Source organism: Longimicrobium sp., from assembly GCF_048594345.1.
Classification (GTDB): domain Bacteria; phylum Gemmatimonadota; class Gemmatimonadetes; order Longimicrobiales; family Longimicrobiaceae; genus Longimicrobium.
Genome location: NZ_JBMDXM010000013.1, coordinates 40,520 through 60,744, shown reverse-complemented (window position 1 = coordinate 60,744; position 20,225 = coordinate 40,520). Strand labels below are relative to the sequence as shown.

General features: G+C 71.5%; 18 protein-coding genes and 2 tRNA genes. 19 read left to right on the top strand and 1 reads right to left on the bottom strand.

From position 1 onward, the window contains the following. Positions 1-66: 66 nt before the first annotated feature. The 4 genes from ACOJUJ_RS01080 to ACOJUJ_RS01065 all read left to right on the top strand — a co-directional run bounded on the left by ACOJUJ_RS01080 (position 67) and on the right by ACOJUJ_RS01065 (position 4,191). Positions 67-606 carry a hypothetical protein gene (locus ACOJUJ_RS01080; RefSeq protein ID WP_420124986.1) on the top strand — a complete coding sequence of 180 codons (540 nt, stop codon included), beginning with the start codon at positions 67-69 and terminating at the stop codon, positions 604-606. Beyond that, positions 603-1,388, top strand: a complete 786-nt coding sequence (gene murI / locus ACOJUJ_RS01075) for a glutamate racemase (protein WP_420124985.1) — start codon at positions 603-605, stop codon at positions 1,386-1,388. Before ACOJUJ_RS01080 ends, murI begins: the two co-directional genes overlap by 4 nt. 400 nt (positions 1,389-1,788) lie before the next feature. Continuing rightward, the gene (locus tag ACOJUJ_RS01070; RefSeq protein ID WP_420124984.1) at positions 1,789-2,265 is read left to right on the top strand and encodes a DUF983 domain-containing protein; all 477 of its coding nucleotides are present in this window, start codon (positions 1,789-1,791) and stop codon (positions 2,263-2,265) included. 198 nt (positions 2,266-2,463) lie between these two features. Beyond that, on the top strand, positions 2,464-4,191 hold the full coding sequence (locus ACOJUJ_RS01065) for a serine hydrolase (protein WP_420124983.1): 1,728 nt from the start codon (positions 2,464-2,466) through the stop codon (positions 4,189-4,191). 315 nt (positions 4,192-4,506) lie between these two features. On the opposite strand, the gene ACOJUJ_RS01060 is transcribed toward ACOJUJ_RS01065, so the two are convergent. Beyond that, on the bottom strand, positions 4,507-5,247 hold the full coding sequence (locus ACOJUJ_RS01060; protein ID WP_420124982.1) for a UDP-2,3-diacylglucosamine diphosphatase: 741 nt from the start codon (positions 5,245-5,247) through the stop codon (positions 4,507-4,509). 283 nt (positions 5,248-5,530) lie between these two features. Between ACOJUJ_RS01060 and ACOJUJ_RS01055 the strand changes: the two genes are divergently transcribed. From ACOJUJ_RS01055 to argH, 15 genes are all read left to right on the top strand, one after another. Further along, positions 5,531-5,977, top strand: a complete 447-nt coding sequence (locus ACOJUJ_RS01055; protein ID WP_420124981.1) for an acyl-CoA thioesterase — start codon at positions 5,531-5,533, stop codon at positions 5,975-5,977. Between the two features lie 2 nt (positions 5,978-5,979). Continuing rightward, complete coding sequence (locus ACOJUJ_RS01050) at positions 5,980-8,019, top strand: peptidylprolyl isomerase (RefSeq protein WP_420124980.1); 2,040 nt, start codon at positions 5,980-5,982, stop codon at positions 8,017-8,019. After that, complete coding sequence (locus ACOJUJ_RS01045) at positions 8,016-8,732, top strand: hypothetical protein (protein WP_420124979.1); 717 nt, start codon at positions 8,016-8,018, stop codon at positions 8,730-8,732. The genes ACOJUJ_RS01050 and ACOJUJ_RS01045 overlap by 4 nt, the downstream gene beginning before the upstream one ends. Then, positions 8,686-9,228, top strand: a complete 543-nt coding sequence (gene lptE, locus ACOJUJ_RS01040) for an LPS assembly lipoprotein LptE (protein ID WP_420124978.1) — start codon at positions 8,686-8,688, stop codon at positions 9,226-9,228. Before ACOJUJ_RS01045 ends, lptE begins: the two co-directional genes overlap by 47 nt. Further along, positions 9,225-10,187, top strand: a complete 963-nt coding sequence (hemC, locus tag ACOJUJ_RS01035; protein ID WP_420124977.1) for a hydroxymethylbilane synthase — start codon at positions 9,225-9,227, stop codon at positions 10,185-10,187. Before lptE ends, hemC begins: the two co-directional genes overlap by 4 nt. Then, positions 10,184-10,684, top strand: coding sequence for a D-glycero-beta-D-manno-heptose 1-phosphate adenylyltransferase (rfaE2, locus tag ACOJUJ_RS01030; protein WP_420124976.1), 501 nt, complete (start codon positions 10,184-10,186; stop codon positions 10,682-10,684). The genes hemC and rfaE2 overlap by 4 nt, the downstream gene beginning before the upstream one ends. Further along, a complete protein-coding gene (gene rph / locus ACOJUJ_RS01025) occupies positions 10,677-11,411 on the top strand; it encodes a ribonuclease PH (protein WP_420124975.1) in 735 nt (244 codons plus the stop codon). Before rfaE2 ends, rph begins: the two co-directional genes overlap by 8 nt. Further along, on the top strand, positions 11,408-12,028 hold the full coding sequence (gene rdgB / locus ACOJUJ_RS01020) for an RdgB/HAM1 family non-canonical purine NTP pyrophosphatase (RefSeq protein WP_420124974.1): 621 nt from the start codon (positions 11,408-11,410) through the stop codon (positions 12,026-12,028). The genes rph and rdgB overlap by 4 nt, the downstream gene beginning before the upstream one ends. Before the next feature lie 360 nt (positions 12,029-12,388). Then, positions 12,389-12,462, top strand: a tRNA-Pro gene (locus ACOJUJ_RS01015). 19 nt (positions 12,463-12,481) lie between these two features. Next, a tRNA-Arg gene (locus ACOJUJ_RS01010) sits at positions 12,482-12,555 on the top strand. Positions 12,556-13,245: 690 nt separating this feature from the next. Beyond that, the gene (locus ACOJUJ_RS01005) at positions 13,246-14,274 is read left to right on the top strand and encodes an ornithine carbamoyltransferase (protein ID WP_420124973.1); all 1,029 of its coding nucleotides are present in this window, start codon (positions 13,246-13,248) and stop codon (positions 14,272-14,274) included. A gap of 517 nt (positions 14,275-14,791) precedes the next feature. Then, positions 14,792-15,793, top strand: coding sequence for a hypothetical protein (locus tag ACOJUJ_RS01000; protein ID WP_420124972.1), 1,002 nt, complete (start codon positions 14,792-14,794; stop codon positions 15,791-15,793). Next, a complete protein-coding gene (locus tag ACOJUJ_RS00995; RefSeq protein ID WP_420124971.1) occupies positions 15,790-16,851 on the top strand; it encodes a cysteine synthase family protein in 1,062 nt (353 codons plus the stop codon). Before ACOJUJ_RS01000 ends, ACOJUJ_RS00995 begins: the two co-directional genes overlap by 4 nt. After that, positions 16,848-18,125, top strand: coding sequence for an ATP-grasp domain-containing protein (locus ACOJUJ_RS00990; protein WP_420124970.1), 1,278 nt, complete (start codon positions 16,848-16,850; stop codon positions 18,123-18,125). The genes ACOJUJ_RS00995 and ACOJUJ_RS00990 overlap by 4 nt, the downstream gene beginning before the upstream one ends. Further along, positions 18,122-19,648: an argininosuccinate lyase gene (gene argH, locus ACOJUJ_RS00985; RefSeq protein WP_420124969.1), complete on the top strand. Its 1,527-nt coding sequence runs from the start codon at positions 18,122-18,124 to the stop codon at positions 19,646-19,648. Before ACOJUJ_RS00990 ends, argH begins: the two co-directional genes overlap by 4 nt. Positions 19,649-20,225: the final 577 nt, after the last annotated feature.

Genomic DNA, 20,225 nt, shown 5'->3' with positions numbered 1-20,225 from the left:
GCGAACGCAGCGAATCCATCATCGAACCCCATGCCGAACCGTCCGGCTTTTCTGATGCCCTCGCGGATGAACCGCATTCTTCTCGCGCTCGCGCTGGCGGTCGTGTGCCTGGCGCCGCGCACAGCCGCCGCGCAGAACGACAGCACTCCGCGCCCGTTCGAGGTGCGCGGCGATACGCTGATGCCCAGCGTCCCCGACAGCCTGCTCCCCATTTCGCCGCGCAGCGCGTTCCTGCGCTCGCTGGTGCTGCCGGGGTGGGGGCAGTCCGAGCTGGGCGCCCCGGGACGCGGCGGCGTGTACTTCATGCTCGAGGCGGGGAGCCTGTGGATGGTCCTGAAGACCAACCAGAAGCTGGGCGAGGCCCGGCGGCTGGAAACCATCGCCCGTGAGACGGGGGAGATCGGCCCCACGACCAAGCTTCCGCTGGTCCGCGACCGCGAGAACCAGCGGGAGGACTGGATCACGCTGTCCATCTTCTGGCTCTTTTTTTCCGGCGCGGATGCGTTTGTCGCCGCGCACCTGCAGGACTTTGACGTGCACGTGAACGCGGTGCCGCGCCCCGGCGGCGGCACCGAGCTGCGCGCCACCGTGCCCGTAGGCCCGTGACGGCACCCGTAGGCGTGTTCGACAGCGGCGTGGGCGGGCTTAGCGTGGCCCGCGAGATCCGCCGCGCCCTCCCCGCCGAGCACCTGCTGTACGTGGCCGACACCGCGTACGTCCCGTATGGCGACCGCGGCGACCAAGAGGTGCGCGCACGGACGCTGGCCATCGGCGAGTGGATTCAGGCGCAGGGCGCCAAGGTGCTGGTCGTGGCCTGCAACACGGCGTCCGGCGCGGCGCTGGAGGCGCTGCGCGAGACGCTCACCATCCCCGTCATCGGCCTGGAGCCGGCGCTCAAGCCCGCCGTCCGCCAGACGCGCAACGGCCGTGTGGGGGTGATGGCGACCAGCGGCACCCTGCGCTCCGCCCGCTTTCAGCGGCTGGTGGACAACTACGCGGACGGCGTGCAGGTGGTCCGCGATCCGTGCCCCGGCCTGGCGGACCTGGTGGAGGACGGGCTGCTGGCGGGGCCGGAGCTGGCGCGGCGGATGGAGGCGTATGCGGCGCCGCTGCGCGAGGCCGGTGTGGACACGGTGGTGCTAGGCTGCACGCACTACGTCTTTGTCCGCGACGCCATCCGCGACGCGCTGGGGCCGGAGGTGCAGCTGCTGGACAGCGGCGAGGCCATCGCCCGGCGCACCCGGCAGATCCTGGAAGAGTGCGGCGCGCTCGCGGAGGGCGGCCTCGGCACCATGCGCATACTCACCACCGGCGACCCCGCCGAGGTGACGACGATCGTCCACCGCCTCTGGGGCGCCGTCCAGGACGTGGAGCGGCTGGAGGTGTGAAGGACCCTCACCCGGGGCCCTCACCCGCTCGCTTGGGCTCGCACCCTCTCCCGCAAGCGGGAGAGGGGATAAACGTCGCAAATACCTTCGGCGCCTTTCCGCGGGTCGGCGCTTTCGACACACTCCAACCAACCGGCCGCGCAGGCCTTTGCTGACCCGAGCAGGTGAAGCCCCGTCCGGCGAGTGTAACGAGCCGAGACGGGGCTTATCGCTTTCCCAGCAGCGGATTTATCCGCTCATCCCTCACCGCCATCCTCACCGCCATCCTCGCCCCACTCACCCCTCCCATCGGCTTATCCCACGTCAGGCATTCCCCGACTACGCGGCGGGGTGCTATTCTCCATCTTACCTCCGCACAAAGGGATAACACGGGCGAGAGCCCCTGGATGCGGACGGAAGAATGAACGCACACGTCGCCACCATGCCGGCTCACAAGGATCCCGCGGAAGCGTCGGTCGGGCGGGGGACCACGCTGTACCTGCGCGCGCTGCGCCTGCGCTGCCCGCACTGCGGCGAAGGGCACATCAAGGGCTCGTGGATGAAGATGAAGCGCAACTGCCCCGTCTGCGGCCTGCGTACCGAGCGCGGCGAGGAAGACTTCTTTCTGGGCGCCATGATGTTCAACCTGGTGCTGGCGGAGTTCCTGGTGGTGCTGGCCGTGGTGGGCGCGACCATCGCCCTGTGGCCGGACGTGCCGTGGAACGTGCTCACCTGGGTAAGCCTTGGGCTGGCCATGATCGCGCCGTTCCTGTTCTACCCGTTCGGGCACGCCATCTGGCTGGCGTCCGACATCCTCATCCGCCCCGTGAGCGGGGAGGAGATGGAGTGGCACCGCACCCACGGCCCCGACGAGCACCGCAAGCACCGCGACCGCTGAGAACATCACACGGAGTACGTGGGGGAAACGGACGGAGGCGCGGAGAGCGATCGTCGTTCTCCGCGCCTCGCTCTTTACCTCTGCCGCCTCCGCGTGCAATCTTCTCTCGTTCCCCAATGGTGAAACCCGGCCCGCGAGCCCGCCGTACGCCGGCTGGCGCACCCCCCGCGCCCCCGACACCCGCACTACCATCGACCGATGATCCGTTCTTCCACGCTGCGCCGGCTTGCCGTACTGCCAGCGTTTCTGCTGCCCGTCGCCGCGCCCGCCGTCCACGCCCAGGCCCCCGCGCCCGCCGTGGCCCAGGCGCGCGCCATCGTCGTCGATCCCGCGCTGGCGGGGATCGATTCCATGCTGGCCGCGCTGTACCCCGCGGCGGAGCCCGGCGCCGCCATCCTGGTCGCGCGCGACGGGCAGGTGCTCATGCGCAAGGCGTACGGCTCCGCCAGCGTGGAGCTGGGCGTGCCGCTGCGGCCGGAGCACGTGTTCCGCCTGGGCTCCATCACCAAGCAGTTCACCGCCGTCGCCGTGCTGATGCTGGTCGACGAGGGCAAGGTGTCGCTGGACGACGAGGTCACCCGCTTTTTTCCGGACTACCCCACGCACGGGCGCCGCATCACCGTGGAGCACCTGCTCACGCACACCTCCGGCATCCAGAGCTACACGGGGATGCCGACGTACGTGGCCGGGATGCGCCGCGACCTGACGACGGACGAGCTGATCGCCCTGTTCCGTGACCAGCCGATGGAGTTCGCGCCGGGCGAGCGGTGGAACTACAACAACTCGGGGTACGCGCTGCTGGGCGGCATCATCGAAAAGGTGTCGGGGATGTCGTACGCCGACTTCATCCGCACGCGCATCTTTGAGCCGCTGGGGATGCGCAACAGCTACTACGAAACGGCCAACGCCATCGTCCCCGGCCGCGTGTCGGGCTACGACCGCACGCCGGAGGGGATCCGCGCGGCCAACTACCTGAGCATGACGCAGCCGTACGCGGCCGGCTCGCTCATCAGCACGGTGGATGACCAGCTGGTGTGGCAGCGCGCCGTGGCCGAGGGGCGGATGCTGAAGCCGGAGACGTGGCACCGCGCCTTTAGCCCGTACCGGCTGAGCGGCGGGCTTAACGCGGGATACGGCTACGGCTGGTTCGTGGGCGAGGCGGCGGGCCGGCCCAGCATCGAGCACGGCGGCGACATCAACGGCTTTTCCAGCAACGGCCTGTGGATTCCGTCGGAGCGCCTGCACGTGATCGTGCTGAGCAACCGCGAGCGTGAGGGCGAGCGCAACCCCGACGACATCTCGCGGCAGATCGCCACCCGCGTCCTGGGCGCACCCGCGGCACCCGCTCCCTTTGCCGTCACCGTTGATGCGCTGCGGGAGTACGCGGGCGTGTACCGGATCAGCGAGACGGAGAACCGGCTGATCATCATCGATGGCGGAAAGATCTACGGCCAGCGCGGCCGCAACCCGCGCCAGGAGATGACGCCCACCGGGCGCGACGAGTTCGTGTTCGCCTCCGGCACCCGCGCGCGCTTCGTGCGCGGCGGAGACGGAAAGATTACGGGGATGGTGGTACGGGGGCGGATCGGGCCGGAGGAGATGGCCCCGCGCACCGCCGAGTCGGCGGAGGCGGTGCTGGCCGCCGCGAGCGCGACGGTCACGGTGCCGGTGGAGACCCTGCGGCGCTACGTGGGCGTGTACGAGCTGGCGCCCGGCTTCGAGGTCACGGTGCGCCTGGACGGCGACGTGCTGCGGGCGACGCCCACCAACCAGCCGGAGACGGCGCTGGTGCCGGAGAGCGACACGCGCTTCTTTGTGCGCGAGGCCAACGCCACGGTGGTGTTCGAGACGGACGCGTTCGGCGCCGCCACGCGCCTGATCCTGCACCAGGGCGGCCGCCAGCTCCCCGCGCCGAAGATCCGGTAGGCCTCACCCCGGCTCGTTCCTCGCCTTCCCCTCTCCCACAAACTGCGTGGGAGAGGGGATTGTTGTCACGACGACCCGCGGGTTCGTTTCCGCCGATTGTCGGCGGGCGAAAATCATCCAGGCGCGCAGGCCCCCGCCTACCGGAGCAGGTGAAGCCCCGTTTGGCGAGCGCAAGCGAGCCGAGACGGGGCTTATGGCCTTTCCAGCCGCGGCTTTAGCCGCCCTTGCCGGGCCGTGACGCCCATGGTGCCGTGCCGGTGCGCTCCCCAGTGTGGGACTTGGGCATCACCCCTTCACCCGTTCACCCCATCACCTTCACCCCTCCCACCGCCGCAGCTCCGGCGCGCCGCCGCCGACCGGGAGCACCACGTAATCGAAGGTGCTCAGCCAGTCGCCGGAGTTCACGTAGAACCGGCCGGGCTCCACCTCCGTCACCGACGCCAGGTGGGCGTGGCCGGTGAAGATCAGGTCGATGCCGGGATCGGCACGCATCTGCTCCAGCGCCCACGCCTGGATGAACGCCGCCCGCCCGCGCGCCGCCACGTCGCCCGTATCCGCCTTGTGCTCGGTGGTGCTGGCCATCAGCGCGATGCGCCGGCCCAGGTCCGGGTGCAGCGTGCGGAACGCGCCCACGGTCACCGGGTTGCGGATCATCTTCTTGAGCGCGCGATACTTCAGGTCGCCGCGCCCCACGCCGTCGCCGTGCGCCACCAGGGTGCGGCGCCCGCCCAGCGTCATCTCCACGGGCCCGTCCAGCAGCTGGATGCCGATGGTGTCGCGCAGGAACGGCCCCGCCCACGCGTCGTGGTTGCCGCCCACGAAGGCGATGGGCACCCCCGCCTCTACCACGTCGCGCAGTTTGGCCAGCACGCGGTAGTGCTCGGCCAGGATCACGTGGCGGTACTCGAACCAGAAGTCGAACAGGTCGCCGTTGATCAACAGGAACGACGCCTCCCCGGCCACGTGGTCCAGGAAACGGCGAAACGCGCGCTCCGTCGCTTCCGGAACGGCGCCCAGGTGAATGTCGGATACAACGTAGACGGGCTTGGTGTCCATGGGGCGGGGAAGCTACCCGGCGCCCGTGGCTGAAACAAGCGCGCACTCGATCCGTTTTCCAACGATGCCCGCCGCGCGGCCGCTCACCCGCGGCCCAATTCGTCGCCGGAAGGATTCACCCGCCGCCCGCGCGTCATCATCCGCATCACCCCGGGATTCGCCGCGGATGCACGCGGGCGACCCCGGGCCTGCCGCACCCGTTTGACTCCCCCCGCGCCGCCGGGTAGAATCGTCCCCGGTTCCCGTACTTTCGTACCCTCGTACTTTCGTACCTTCGCACCCGATGCCGTCCGACGCGCTACCGAGCCCCTCGTCCACCGTCGAGTTCCGCACGCGCTACGCGGAAACGGACCAGATGGGCATCATCCACCACGCCAACTACCTGGCCTGGTGCGAGATCGGCCGCACGGACCTTATCCGCCGCCTGTACAAATCGTACGCGGAGGTGGAAAAGGACGGCGTGCTGCTGGCGGTGACGGAGGTCGCGCTGCGCTACCACGCCTCCGCCCGCTACGACGACCTGGTGCGCGTAACGACCACGGTGGATGACGTGCGTTCGCGCGCCGTTGGCTTTTCGTACCTGATCGAGCGGGTGGAGGCGGACGGATCCACCACGCGCCTGGTGACCGCGCGCACCGGGCTTACGCCCATCGACCGCTCCGGCCGGCCGCAAAAGCTGCCCGCCGACGTGCTGGCCGCCTTTCGCGCCGCATCCCCGCAACCGGCATGACGATGAACGCAGTCCGCCTGGCCGCCGCCGCGCTCCTTCTTGCCGCCTGCGCCCCCGCCGCCCCGTCGTCGTCCCCGTCGCCCGTGGGCAGCGTGTCGCACGCGGGACTGCTGCGGCTGGCGGACCGCCGCGAGCTGGACGAGCCGTACCTGCGCGCGGCCCTGGCGCACCGCAATCCGGCCATCGCGCGCCGCGCCGCGTTCGTGCTGGCGAACCTGCGCCGCGCCGAGGGCGTCGCCCTGCTGGGGCCGGCGCTGGCGCACGCGGACACCTCCGTGGCCGCCGCCGCCGCCTTTGCCCTGGGCCAGATCGCCGACACCACCGCGGTGCCGCTGCTGGTCCCCTACGCCGACCCCGCCCGCGCCGCCACGGCGCCGACGGTGGGGACCGAAGTGGCGTACGCGCTAGGGAAGATCCGCCATCCGCAGGCGCGCGCGGCGCTGGAGGACCTGCTGCGTACGCTGGATGACGAGGGGATCGGCAACAACCTCGTCACCGCGGCGGCGCTGCTTTCCATCTGGCGGCAGGGGCGGCCGGTGCCGGTGAGCGTCATCGAGCCCTGGCTGCGCCACGCGGACCCGGGGATCCGCTGGCGCGCCGCGTATGCGCTCGCCCGCCGCCCGGAGCCCGCGACCGCCGCCGCCCTCTTCACCGTCATCGCCGATCCGGATCCGCTCGTCCGCTCGTTCGCGGTCCGCGCGATCACCGGGCCCATGGTGGACTCGGCCGGCGTGGAGAAGCAGCACGCGCAGGACTTTCTCACCTTCCTGGCGACGGGCGACCCCACGCAGATCGTCCGCATCAACGCCCTGCGCACCCTGGGCACCTACCCGGGCGAGCGGTCCGTGCGGATGTTCATGGACAACATTCCCACGCAGGACGATCCGTACCTGGTGATCGCCGCGCTGGAGGGGATGCAGCGGATGGGGACGGATGCGGCGCCCGCCGTGCCGCTGCTGCGGGAGATGGTGGCGGATGCGCGCCGCCCCGTCTTCGTCCGCCAGACCGCGCTCGCCACGCTGACGATCATCGACCCCGCGGCCGCCGTCGCCGCCGCGGCTCCCCTCGCGCGCGACCCGGAATGGCGCCTGCGCGCCTCCGCGGCGCGGGCGGTCGCGCACGCACGACCCCTTCCGCTGGGGGATCTCACGGCCGTGCTCCGCGATCCGGACGGGCGCGTGGCGTCCGCCGCCCTCGAGGAGGCCGTCACCGTCGCGGGCGACTCCGCCATCGGCACGATCCGCGAGCTGCTGCTGGCCGGCCTGGCGCACCGGGACGTGATCGCGCGCACCAACGCGCTGGGCGGGCTGGTCACGCTGGCGGATCCCGTCACGCTTCCCGTGATCCTGGACGCGTACGAGCGCGCCCAGGCGGACTCGCTGAACGACGCCGCGCTGGCCGCCATCGGCGCCGTGGACGCGATCGCGAAGAAGGATCCCGCCGCGGCCCGGACGTTCGCCGCGCGCTTCCCCCGCTCCGGCGACTACCTGGTGCGCCAGCGGGTCGACGCGCTGTTCGGCGACTCCATCCCCAATCCGTGGGGCGAGCCGCTGCCGATCGAGGCGGAGCTGACGATGCGGGACTACGCGCGCATCGCCGCCGCGTCGCGCGCGCGGCCTCGTCCGCGCGTGGTGATCGAAACCAATCGCGGCGAGATGGAGCTGGAATTGTTCGCCGACGACGCACCGCTGACGGTCCGCAGCTTCCTGTCGCTGGCGCGGAGCGGATTCTTCGACGGGCAGGAGTGGCCGCGGGTGGTGCCCAACTTCGTCATCCAGGGCGGCGATCCGCGGGGGGACACTTCCGGCGGTCCGGGGTATGCCATCCGCGACGAGATCAATCGCCACCTGTACCTGCGGGGCAGCCTGGGGATGGCGCTCTCCGGCCCGGACACGGGGGGGAGCCAGTGGTTCGTCACCCATTCCCCCCAGCCGCACCTGGACGGCACCTACACGGTGTTCGGCCACGTGGTGCGGGGGATGGAGGTGGCGGACACCATTCTGCCGGGCGACCGCATCATCCGCATTCGGGAGGTCCGTTGAAGTTTTTTGCGACGCTGATCATCGCCGGCGCGCTGGCGGCCTGCACGCCGCCCCCGGCGCCGGCCACCGGGCCCGCGCCGGAGCCGGGCTCCACCGCGCAGCCGGGACAGCCCGCGCCCTCCGCGCAGGACATGCAGACCCTCGCGGCCGACGCGCGGCGCGCCACCGTGCCCGACGCGCCGCGGCAGGTGAACTTTGGCTGGGAGCTGGACGAGGCGGGCGCGCGCTTTCAGGGCCGCGGCGTGGCGCGCTACGAGGCGCCGCGGCGCTCGCGGCTGGACCTGTTTGGCCCGCGGGGCGAAACGTACCTGGCGGCCGCGCTGGTGGACGGCGAGCCGCGCGTGCCCCCGGGGCTGATGGGGCGCTTTCAGCTTCCGTCCCCCGCGCTGCTGTGGGGCGCCGTGGGCGTGATCGAGCCGCCGGCGGGCGCGCGCCTGCTGGAGGCGTCCAACCGCGGCGCCGTGACCACGCTGCGCTACCAGGCGGGGGACGACGTCATCGAGTACCGCGCGGAGGGCGGCCGGCTGCAGTCCGTGCGCCGCCGCCGCGGGAGCGCCGTGGCGGAGTCCATCGACCTGACGTACAACGACCAGGGGCTGTCCCGCGCGCAGTACCGCGACTGGGCCGCCTATCGCTCGCTCAACCTGACCATCGAGTCATCCACCGATGTCCTGCAGTTTCCTGAAGATACCTGGCGCCCGGCGGGCACGTAGCCTGGCCGGCGCCCTGCTGGCGCTGTCGATGCTGGCGGGGTGCATGTACAGCTTCACCGGCGGGGGCCTTCCCAGCCACGTGGACCGCGTGTACATCCAGCCGTTCGAGAACGAAACGCCGTACCAGAACCTGACCTCCGACCTGCTGCGCGAAATGCAGGACCGGCTGCCGGGAAGCCTGGGCGTGCGCCTGTCCGCGGAGCAGACGGCGGACGCCGTGGTCCGCGGCACCATCCGCTCCGCGGAGGAGCAGACCACCAACTTCGACCCCCAGCCTGACGCCACGGGGCGCATTCAGCGGCTGGAGGCGCGCGTGCAGGTGAGCTTCGACGCCGAGATCTTTGACGTGCGCAACGACAAGGTGCTGTGGCGGGGGAGCGGCCTTACCGCCATCGGCAACTTTGAGCCGGGGCGCGAGGACGTGGACGACGGGCGCAAGAAGGCGCTGGAGCTGGTGGTGCAGAAGATCGTGGAGGGAGCGCAGTCGCAGTGGTGAGGATGGATACGCTGCGCATCGCCTCGCGCGGCAGCGAGCTGGCGCTCTGGCAGTCGCGCACCGTGCAGGCCGCCCTGACGGCCGCCGATCCCGCGCTGCAGGTGGAGATCGACGTCATCAAGACCACGGGCGACAACATCCAGGACGTCCCCCTGGCCAAGATCGGCGACAAGGGGCTGTTCACCAAGGAGCTGGACGCCGCGCTGCTCTCCGGCGCGGCGGACCTGGCCGTCCACTCGCTCAAGGACGTCCCCACGCGCCTGCCGGACGGGCTTACCCTCGCCGCCGTCACGTCGCGCGAGGACCCGCGCGACGTGGTGATCCTCCCGCCCGGGGGACGCGGCGGGCTGTACTACCTCAAGTCCGGCGCGAAAGTGGGCACCAGCTCGCTGCGCCGCCGCGCGCAGCTGCAGGCGCTGCGGCCGGACCTGGACATCACCGACCTGCGCGGCAACCTGAACACCCGGCTGGCCAAGCTGGATGCCGGCGCGTACGACGCCATCATCCTCGCCGCGGCCGGCGTGCTGCGCCTGGGCTGGGCGGAGCGGATCGGACAGTACCTGGACGCGCCGGCGTGGCTTCCGGCGGTGGGCCAGGGCGCGCTGGCCGTGGTCGCGCGCGCCGACCGGCCCGACGTCATCGACCGCCTGCATCCGCTGCACGATCCGCACGCCGCCGCCTGCACCGTGGCGGAGCGCGCCCTGCTGCGGGCGCTGGAGGGCGGCTGCCAGGTGCCGATCGGCGCGCTGGCCACGGTGGACGCGGACGGGGTGATCGCGCTGCACGGGCTGGTGGCGGCGCTGGACGGCCGCCGCATCCTGCGCGTGCAGGAGGTGGGTTCGATGCACGAGGCAGAGGACGTGGGCCGGCGCGCGGCGGACGCGCTGATGGCCAGGGGGGCGGGGGAGATCCTGGCCTCCATCCGCGCCTCGCTCTCGCCCCAGCCCGCCGCGCCGTGAAGCCGCCCGTCCATCCCTCGGACAAAATCCTGTCGCGGGACCAGGTGCTGCACCGCTTTGGCGGGGCGCGGTGCGGGCGCGTCGTCTTCACCAACGGCGTGTTCGACCTGCTGCACCGCGGACACGTGGAGTATCTCTGCGCCGCCCGCGCCCTGGGTGACGCGCTGGTGGTCGCGGTCAACACCGACGCGTCCACGCGGCGGCTGGGAAAGGGGAGCGACCGGCCGGTGAACGGCGAGGCGGACCGCGCCTACGTGCTGGCCGGCCTGGCCTGCGTGGACGGCGTAACGCTGTTCGACGAAGACACGCCGCGCGACCTGATTGCCGCGCTGCTGCCGGACGTGCTGGTGAAGGGCGGGGATTACACCGTGGACACCGTGGCCGGCGCCCGGGAGGTGATGGCGGCCGGCGGGCGCGTGGAGATCATCCCGCTCACGCCGGGGCGATCGACCACGTCCATTCTGGAACGAGCGAGGAGGGGAGGGGAGGATGGCTGAGGGGTCGATGGAGACGGTCCGCGCCGACGGCCGCGCGCCCGGCGAGCTGCGCCCGGTGACGCTGGAGCGCGGCGTAGGCCTGTACGCCGAGGGTTCGTGCCTGATCACCGCCGGGCGGACGAAGGTGCTGTGCACGGCGTCGGTGGAGCAGGGGGTGCCGTCCTGGCGCAAGGGGCGCGGCCAGGGGTGGGTGACGGCGGAGTACGGCATGCTGCCGCGCGCGACGGACACCCGCAACAAGCGCGAGCGCAAGGAGGTGGGCGGGCGCACGCAGGAAATCCAGCGCCTGATCGGCCGGTCGCTGCGCGCCTGCGTGGACTTTGCCGCCATGGGCGAGTGGCAGATCACCATCGACTGCGACGTGCTGCAGGCGGACGGCGGCACCCGCACCGCCTCCATCACCGGCGGCGCGGTGGCGCTGTACGATGCCTGCGCCTGGCTGCAGCAGCGCGCGGGGCTTTCCGCCTCGCCCTTTCGCCAGTTCGTGGGGGCGATCAGCGGCGGCATCGTGGACGGGCAGGTGGTGCTGGACCTTGACTACGCCGAGGACAAGCGCGCCGAGGTGGACCTGAACGTGGTCGCGCGCGAGGGCGGGGGCTTGATCGAGGTGCAGGGCACCGGGGAGCACGGTGATTTTACGCCGGAGCAGCTGACGGCGCTGGTGGGCTTGAGCGCCGGCGCCATCCGCGAGCTGAATGCCCGGCAGCGCGCCGCCGTGGGCGGATGACGCGGCTGGTGGTCGCCACCCGCAACGCGGGCAAGGTGCGGGAGATCCATGAGATGCTGGCCGGTGTCGGTGGATACGAGGTCGTGGGCCTGGCTGACCTGGCCATCCCCGAGTCGCCGGCGGAAGACGACATCGAGGCGTACGAGACGTTCGAGGAGAACGCGCTGGCGAAGGCGCGCTACTTCGCCGCAAAGACGGGCGAGCTGGCGCTGGCGGACGATTCCGGCCTGTGCGTCGACGCGCTCGGTGGCGCGCCCGGCGTCCGCTCCCGCCGCTTTGCCCCCGTGGACGAGGCGCGCGGCGAGCGGCAGGACGCGGCCAACAACCGCTACCTGCTCGCGCTTCTGGCGGACGTCCCCGATGAGCGCCGCACCGCGCGCTACGTCTGCGCCGCGGCGGCCGCGTGGCCGGACGGACGCGAGCTGGTGCGCACCGGTACCTGCGGCGGCGCCATCCTGCGCGAGCCCCGCGGCACCGGCGGCTTCGGCTACGATCCGCTCTTCTACCTGGAGACCGAGGGGCAGACATTCGGCGAGCTGCCGCCGGATCGCAAGAACGCCCTCAGCCATCGCGGCAAGGCCGTGCGCGCGCTGCTGCAGGCGCTGGGGGAGGGCTGACGAGCCACCGATCTTCCTCAGCCCACAGGTTGTGGTGCGCGTGGTTTTTTACAACCACAGCGCCGGCGGAACCTGGGATGACGCTGGCAGTCAACGCTCCAGTCATACCGGTTTCCATGATTCGTCGTGCACTCGGAGTTGTACTGCCGGGCTCACGCGGAGACGCGGAGGGCGCGGAGACGCGGAGAAACGCTACGCTTCTTCGCGCCTCCGCGTGGAATTTCGTGAAGGCGTGACTGCACAGCGAATGGAAGTCGCAGAAACGGTATCAGGGTTGGCAACGTCGTTCTGAGCAGGCCGCCAACATCCCCGCAGGGGTTGACGAAAAGGGCGCGGTTGTCTACGTTTTTCTGCTCCGATCGGGGTGTGGCGCAGCCCGGTAGCGCGCCTGCTTTGGGAGCAGGAGGTCCTCGGTTCGAATCCGGGCGCCCCGACTGAGCAGAACAGGGACAGGCGCCAGTAGCTCAGCTGGATAGAGCAACGGCCTTCTAAGCCGTAGGTCGCTGGTTCGAGTCCAGCCTGGCGCGTGGAGGCTAAACCCCCGCGGTTGCTGCAGATGCAGCGCCCGCGGGGGTTTCAGCATTCAGGACCCTTCCCCCCATTTCCGTTGACGCAGGAGCGGCCGCCGCGCTTCTCTCTCCGCGCCCGGGAGGAGATCGTGGGACTGGACGGGCGTGAGGCACGCATCTCGGCGGAAAGCGTGATGGCGCCTGAGGCGCGGTCCGGACCGCAAAGCTCTGCCATGTCGCCTACACCTCCGGCAGCACGGGACTTTCAGGGGGGGTAGCCCTGCAGCACACGGGCGTTTACAATTATATTCACTGGCGCGTACCGGTGTGCGGACGTGGGGGCGGGGTCCGATGTGGAACGCCGGTTCTACCCCCATGGCGATAGACCTGACGGTCACCAGCCGCTTTCCCGTTTTCGTCGGCCGGGGGTTCGCCTGCTCCCGGACGCGTTGCGCGTTGAAGCGCTCGCGTTGTCGCGTAAGGAGCGAACGGGCTTCGGGCTCATCCAGATTACCCCGATCCAGGCTCATCTCGATCACCCCGATTCACGTGGCCCCGCAGGACCTGCCATTCGCTGGTGATCCGCGCCGACTTCCTTTCCGTCGAACCCACCGCATCCTGGCGGCAGCACGCGCCGGGGGTGCGGCTTGATGAACGAGTACGGGCCCACCGGCTCCAACGATCCAACGTACCGCACGAGGAGAGCAGATGAAAGGTGACCTGGAGCTGGACGCTCCGTCCGCCGCCGCGCCCGGAGAGCTCCGGCTTCCCCCCGTGGCCGCCCACGTCCCCGCCGGGGGGCGCAGGCACCTTCTGTCCATCCTGGACCTGTCGCCCGAGGAGGTTGTCTACCTTTGCCGCCGCGCGCTGGCCATCAAACGCGCCGGGAGCGCCCCGCAGACGCTCAAGGGGCGCACCGTGGGCGTCTACTTCCGCAAGACGTCCACGCGCACCCGCGCCGGCTTCATGGTGGGCGCCGGGCGGCTGGGGGCGACGACGGTCTACTTTGGCCCCAACGAGCTGCAGACCACCACCGGCGAGACGACCGGGGACACGGCCCGTACGCTGGCCGGCTACCTGGACGTGCTGGTGATGCGGACCAACGAGAGCGTGGAGGAGATGCAGGTCTACGCCTCGCACCCGTCCATGTCCGTGGTGAACGCGCTCAGCTCGGAAGAGCACCCCACGCAGGCGCTGACGGACCTGACCAGCATCCTGGAGCACTTCGGGCGGCTGGAGGGCGTCTCCGTCCTGTACTGCGGCGAGGGGAACAAGACGGCGGCCGCCCTGGCGCTGGCCATGAGCCGCGTTCCGGGGATGCGCCTGACTCTGGCCACGCCGGACGGCTACGGGCTGGATGCCGAGGTGCTGGCCACGGCGCAGTCGCTGGCCGCGGTGCACGGGGCGACGATCGAGGAGACGCATGACATCGAGGGGGTGCAGGCCGGCTACGACGTGGTCTACACCAGCCGCTGGCAGGAGATGGGCGTCAGCAAGGCCGATCCGGAGTGGAAGACGCACTTTCATCCGTTCCGGGTGACGCAGGCGCTGATGGACCGCGTGGGCAATCCGGACGCCGTCTTCATGCACGACCTTCCCGCCGTGCGCGCCGAGGACGTGGACGACGAGGTGCTGGATGGGCCGCGCAGCCTTGCCTGGGTGCAGGCGCAGCACAAGATGTTCAGCGCCATGGCGGTGGTGGAGTGGTGCGGCGCGGGCGTGCAGGACGAAGGCTGATCGCGCGCCGCGGTGTCGGCCGCCACTGGCCGTCGCTGCGCACCACGCTTCCGTTAGACTGTCGGGTTGGCAGAGGGATTCGGTGCGGCAGGGTGCCATGCGAATTTTTTTGGAGAGGCGTGTATCCACGCCGATGCTTCCGAAAGCGCGCCGCACCCCGCCCCCCGGACCACCCGTGGCGCGATCTGGCGAACCTTCCGCTCGCGCCCTGACTGCCGGAGACGCGGCTGATCGTGACGGTCCGCGGCCGTGGGCGCGGGAGGCCGGCCGTCAACGAAGCGGGCGCGCATCGGGCGTCGGCTGATCGCGCCGCCCCGTGACGGGGGGAAGTCCGGGCGGAAACGGAGATCCACCGTGTAACGCAGCCCGATGGCTGCACGGCGGCGGAACTGGTGGGCAAGTCAATCAGGCCACCGCGAGGACAGGCGTCGCGGATCCGGGCGAGTTGGTGATGGGGTGGAGGCCCGGCTCCCTTGCGGAACGCCGCGGAAATGCGGGAACACCTTTGGCGACGGTCATGATACAGGAAGCCGTACCGCTCCTCGACATCCCCGGGAGCATCGTCAGGCGCGGGCGCGCCGCGCCCGCTCTGACGCTCTTTCCGCCCGCCGCGGAGCCGTGCCGCGTGGGGCGCGGCGAGGTGCACGCGCACCACGGCGAGATCATCCAGGGGCTCTTCCACACCTCTGACGGGACGCTGGAGCACGGGCTGGTCACGCTGCCGTGCAGTCTCTTCAACGCGCGCGCCCGCTTTCGCCCGCTGCGCGGAGGCCCGCTGACGGTGGAGCCCGGCGACCGCTCCCGCGCCCGTTTGGCCGCGCGGCTGACGCTGGACGCACTGGGACGCACCGGGTGGGGGGGCTCGCTGCGCCTGGAGAGCGACGTCCCCCTGCGCTGGGGGTGCGGCTCGTCGACCACGGACGTGCTGGCCACCATCCGCGCCGTGGCCGACGCCTTTGGAGCCGTGCTGGAGCCGGCGTGGATCGCGCGGCTTTCCGTGGCCTCCGAAACCGCGTCGGACTCGCTGATGTACGGGGCCGACCGGGCCGTGCTCTTTGCCCAGCGCCGCGGAAGCGTGCTGCTGGACCTGGGCGGACCCCTTCCCGCGGTGCGGGTGCTGGGCGTGAACACCGAGGGAATGCACGGCGTGGAAACGCTCGCCCTTGCGCCCATGCCGTACTCGGCGTGGGAGGTGGAGGCCTTCCGGACCATCCTGGGGCTGCTGCGCCGGGCCGTGGAGGAGCAGGACCCCGCGCTGCTGGGCCGGGTGGCGACCGCCAGCACCATCATCACCCAGCGACACCGCCCCAAGCGGTGCATGCCCCAGCTGCTGCGGATCGCGAAGGAAAGCGGCGCCCTGGGAGTGCAGGTGGCGCACAGCGGGACCGTGGCCGGGCTTATCTTCGAGCCCGGCGCTGCGGAGCGCATGGAGCAGGCCCGCGCCGCGATTGGAGTGCTGGGGCTGCAGAACTGGGAATTTTCTACCGACTTCGCCTCGCGGCGGGAGGGAGTTTCGTGAGCGGTACGCTGATCAACGCAAACATGGTGGATGCCATCGCGCTGCCGCGCGTGGTGTGGCTGCGCCCCAACCTCATCGGCCTGGCCTTTCCGCTGATGAAGCTGCTTCCCGCCCGCTTCATCATCCGCAAGGCGCTGGAAAGCGGCGAGCTTACGCCGGGCGGGCTGATCGCCGAGACCACCAGCGGCACCTTTGGCCTGGCGCTGGCCATGGTGGCGCGGCTGGGCGGCCATCGGCTCACGCTGGTGAGCGACCCGGCCATCGACGCCCCCCTCAAGCGGCGGCTGGAAGACCTGGGCGCCACCGTCCACATCGTAGAAAAGGCGGGCGCCTCCGGCGGCTACCAGACGGCCCGGCTTCAGGTGCTGGAGCGGGTGCTGGAAGAAAACCCCGGCTCGTTCTGCCCGCGGCAGTACGACAACCCCAACAACCCGGGAAGCTACGCCCCCTGCGCCGAGCTGCTGGCGCACGCCACCGGCGGCATCGACTGCCTGATCGGTACCGTGGGCTCCGGCGGCTCCGTGTGCGGCACCTCGTCGTACCTGCGGCTGCTCTTTCCCGAGCTGCAGGTGATCGGCGTGGATGCGCACCGCAGCGTGATCTTTGGGCAGAGCGACGCGGGGAGCGGGCGGCTGCTGCGCGGGCTGGGCAACAGCCTGATGCCGCCCAACGTGGACCACACGGCGTTCGACCTGGTGCACTGGGTGGGCGCGGCCGAGGCGTTTCGCGCCACCCGCGAGCTGCACCAGCGCCACGCCATCTTCTGCGGCCCCACCAGCGGCGCCGCGTTCCTGGTGGCGGACTGGTGGGCGCGCAACAACCCCGACGCACTGGGCGCGGTCATCTTTCCGGACGAGGGCTACCGCTACCAGGACACCATCTATGACGACGCGTGGCTGGAGGAGAAGAACGCGCGTCTGGACGTGCTTCCCGACGGCCCGGTGGAGTGGGACCGCCCGCACGACGGCGACGACCCGTGGGCGTTCTATCGCTGGGGCCGCCGCTCGTTCGACGAGGTGATGGGCGCGGAGGCCGGCCGCCTGGAGCCGGTCGCGTGACGCGCGCGGGCAACGGCGGCGGGGCGCTGCTCTTCATCGAAAGCAACACCAGCGGGACGGGGCGCCTCTTCGTCCACACGGCCCGGGAGCTGGGCTTTGCCCCCGTGCTGATCACGGCGAAGCCGGAGAAGTACGCCTACCTGTCCCAGGCCGGGGCGCCGGAGACCATCGTGGTGCCGCGGGTGGACGAGGACGCGCTGGATGCGCTGATCCGGGAACGGTTCGACGGCGGGGCGGGGGTGGCGGGCATCACCTCCAGCTCCGAGTACTTTATCGCCACGGCGGCGGCGCTGGCGGCGCGCTTTGGCCTGCCGGGCCCGGACGCGGCGTCCGTCCGCGCGGCGCGCGACAAGTCGCACCAGCGCCGGGCGACGGCCGCCGCGGGGATCGCGGCGCCCGCCTTTCGCGTGGCCGCCTCGGCGGCGGAAGCCGTCGCCGCCGCGCGCGAGATCGGCTTTCCCGTGGTGGTGAAGCCGGTGGACGGCAGCGGCAGCATGGGCGTGCGCGCCTGCGCCGGCGAGCGCGAGGTAGAAGAGCACGCCGCGCCGCTGTTCGCGGCGGGCGGGGCGGAGACGCGGCTGCTGGTGGAGGGGTTCGTCGAGGGGCACGAGTTTTCGGTGGAGGTGTTCTCGGGCCGCGTGATCGGCATCACCCGCAAGCACCTGGGACGCCCGCCCTACTTTGTGGAGGCCGGGCACGACTACCCGGCGGCGGAATCGCCCGAGATCGAGCGGACGCTGACGGACGCCGTGGTCCGGGCGACGGAGGTGCTGGGGCTGGGCTGGGGCCCGCTGCACTGGGAGATGCGGATCACGGCGGATGGCCGGGCGGTGCCCATGGAGGTGAACCCACGGCTGGCCGGCGGCTTTATCCCCGAGCTGGTGCGCCACGCGCAGGGGATCGACCTGATCCGCGAAACCCTGCGCCTGGTGGTGGGCCAGGCGCCGCAACCCGCCGCCGCGCGCCACCGGTACGCGTCCATCCGCTTTCTGTTCGCGCCCGCGGCGGGGCGGCTGGAGGCGGTGGAGGGGCTGGACGAGGCGCGGGCGCGGGAGGGCGTGGTGGACGTGTCGCTGTACCGTCCCGTCGGCTCCGAGCTGACCATCGAGGGCGACTTTCGCGACCGCATTGGCCACGTGGTCGCCTGCACGGACGAATCGGAGGCCGCCTGCACGGCGGCGGAAGGGGCACGGGGGGCGATCCGCATCGTCGTCGCCGCGCCCGAATCCGCGGACGACGCGGCGCTGGTGGGCGCGGGGGAGGGGGCGGCGTGACGGAAGACACCGGCCGCATCCGCAAGACCCTGGACCGGCGCGCCCGGCGGATCGTCTTTGGCGACAACGCGGACCGTGGCATCGACCAGGAGCTTCCCTCCAACGTGCAGGTGGACCGGGCGCACGTGGTGATGCTGGTGGAGCGGGGACTGCTTCCCCGCGCGTCGGGGCGGCGCCTGCTGGCCGCCATCGACGAGCTGTCGGCGGGGGGGTACGGGCCGCTGCGGGGGCGCGAGGCGCCGCGCGGGCTTTATCTGCTCTACGAGGGGTGGCTGGCGGAGACGCTGGGCGAGGAGGTGGGCGGGGCCATCCACCTGGGCCGCTCGCGCAACGACATCAACGCCACGGTGCTGCGCCTGCGCCTGCGGCCGGTTTACCACCGCCTGGTGCGCGAGGTGCTGCGCCTGGTGGCGGTGCTGGTGCGCCGCGCGGAGCGGTACGCCGCGGTGACGATGCCCATCTACACGCATTATCAGGCGGCGCTTCCGGTTACCTACGGCCACTACCTGGCCGGGGTGGCGGTGGCCCTGCTGCGCGACCTGGAGGGGATCGAGGCGGCCGCCGCCGGGCTGGACCGCTGCCCCCTGGGCGCCGGCGCGGCGGGGGGAACCACGGTGCCCATCGACACCGGGCGCACGGCGGAACTGCTGGGATTTTCCGCGGGCGTGCTGCACTCCATCGACGCGGTGGCCTCGCGCGACCTGGCGCTGCGCCTGCTGGCGGCGGCGGCGGTGCTGGGGGTTACGCTCAGCCGGCTGGCGAGCGACCTGCAGCTGTGGAGCACGGCCGAGTTCGACCTGGTCCGCTTTCCCGACGAGCTGGTGGGCTCCAGCTCCATGATGCCGCAGAAGCGCAACGCCTTTCTGCTGGAGCACCTGCAGGGGCGGGGCGGGGCGGCGCTGGGTGCCTTTACCGCCGCCGCCACGGCCATGCACGCCACCCCGTTCAGCAACTCGGTGGCCGTGGGCACCGAGGGCGTCAAGCCGCTGTGGAACGCGCTGGACCAGGTTGCCGAGTCGGTGCTGCTGGCGCGGCTGGTGGCCGCCGGGGCGCGGCCGCAGCCGGAGCGGATGCGGCGGCGCGCCGTGGAAGGGTTCACCACCGCCACGGCGCTGGCGGACCGGCTGGTGATGGAGGCGGGGATGCCGTTCCGCCGGGCGCACCACCGCGTGGGCGAGGCCGTGCGCGAGGCCCTGGACGGCGGCGAGCCGCTGGCCGCGGCCGCCGGACGGCTGCTGGCCGAGCACGGCCTGGAAGCGCAGGCGGCCTGGACGGAGCCGGCCCAGGTGGCGGCCGCCGCCGCGTACGGGGGCGGCCCCGCCGCGGAGTCGCTCGGGCGGATCGTGGCGGAGCTGCGGGCCGGGTGGACGGACGCCGCGCGCCGGCTTCGCGAGCGGGCGCGGGCGTGGAGCGAAGGGGAGCGCGCCCTGGACGCCGGGGTGGCCGGGGTGCTGGCGGAGGACGCCGTTCGCCCTCCCACCGACGCCGGACGGGCGCGCGTGCCGGCGCTGGAAGAGGCGTGATGCCGCGTCCGGGGTGAACCCGGTCCGGGAGGGTGTCGCCCAACCTCGCGGAGGAGAAGGAGAGACCTGTCGTCCCGTCGGGGCGGACGGAGCCAGCCCGCCGGCTTTGCCGTCGAGGTCTTTCGGCCGGCACAGAGCCTTGCGTACGCGCACGATGCAGCGCGGCGCCGCGTTCGGCGTGACGGTTGTTCGCAGGGGTTCGGCAACGGAAGAACATCGGCTTGACAACGTCCGCAGTGCCTTGGTATCCTGCCACATGCCTTCCGGAAATGTGCGCCAGATCCCACCCGTGCGATCCACGGGAGGCGCACCCCGTGCCGCGGTTTTCCTCTTTTTCTGCCGCGAAGCCAGCCGCCGTTTCCTGATGTTGTGACGAGATGAACGGATCGTGAGCGCTGGCGCCTTGGGGGCGACGGCGTTGCTCTCGAAGCCGCAGTGCTCGCGTGCCGATGACGGCTCCCATTCCGCCACCGGGAGCCATGAATCGACAGCGCGGCTTATGACGGCTGATCCCGAATCCTCAAAAAGATCGGGCACGCAGAGGAAGCGGAGGAAGCAGAGAACTGCATGTAGAAAC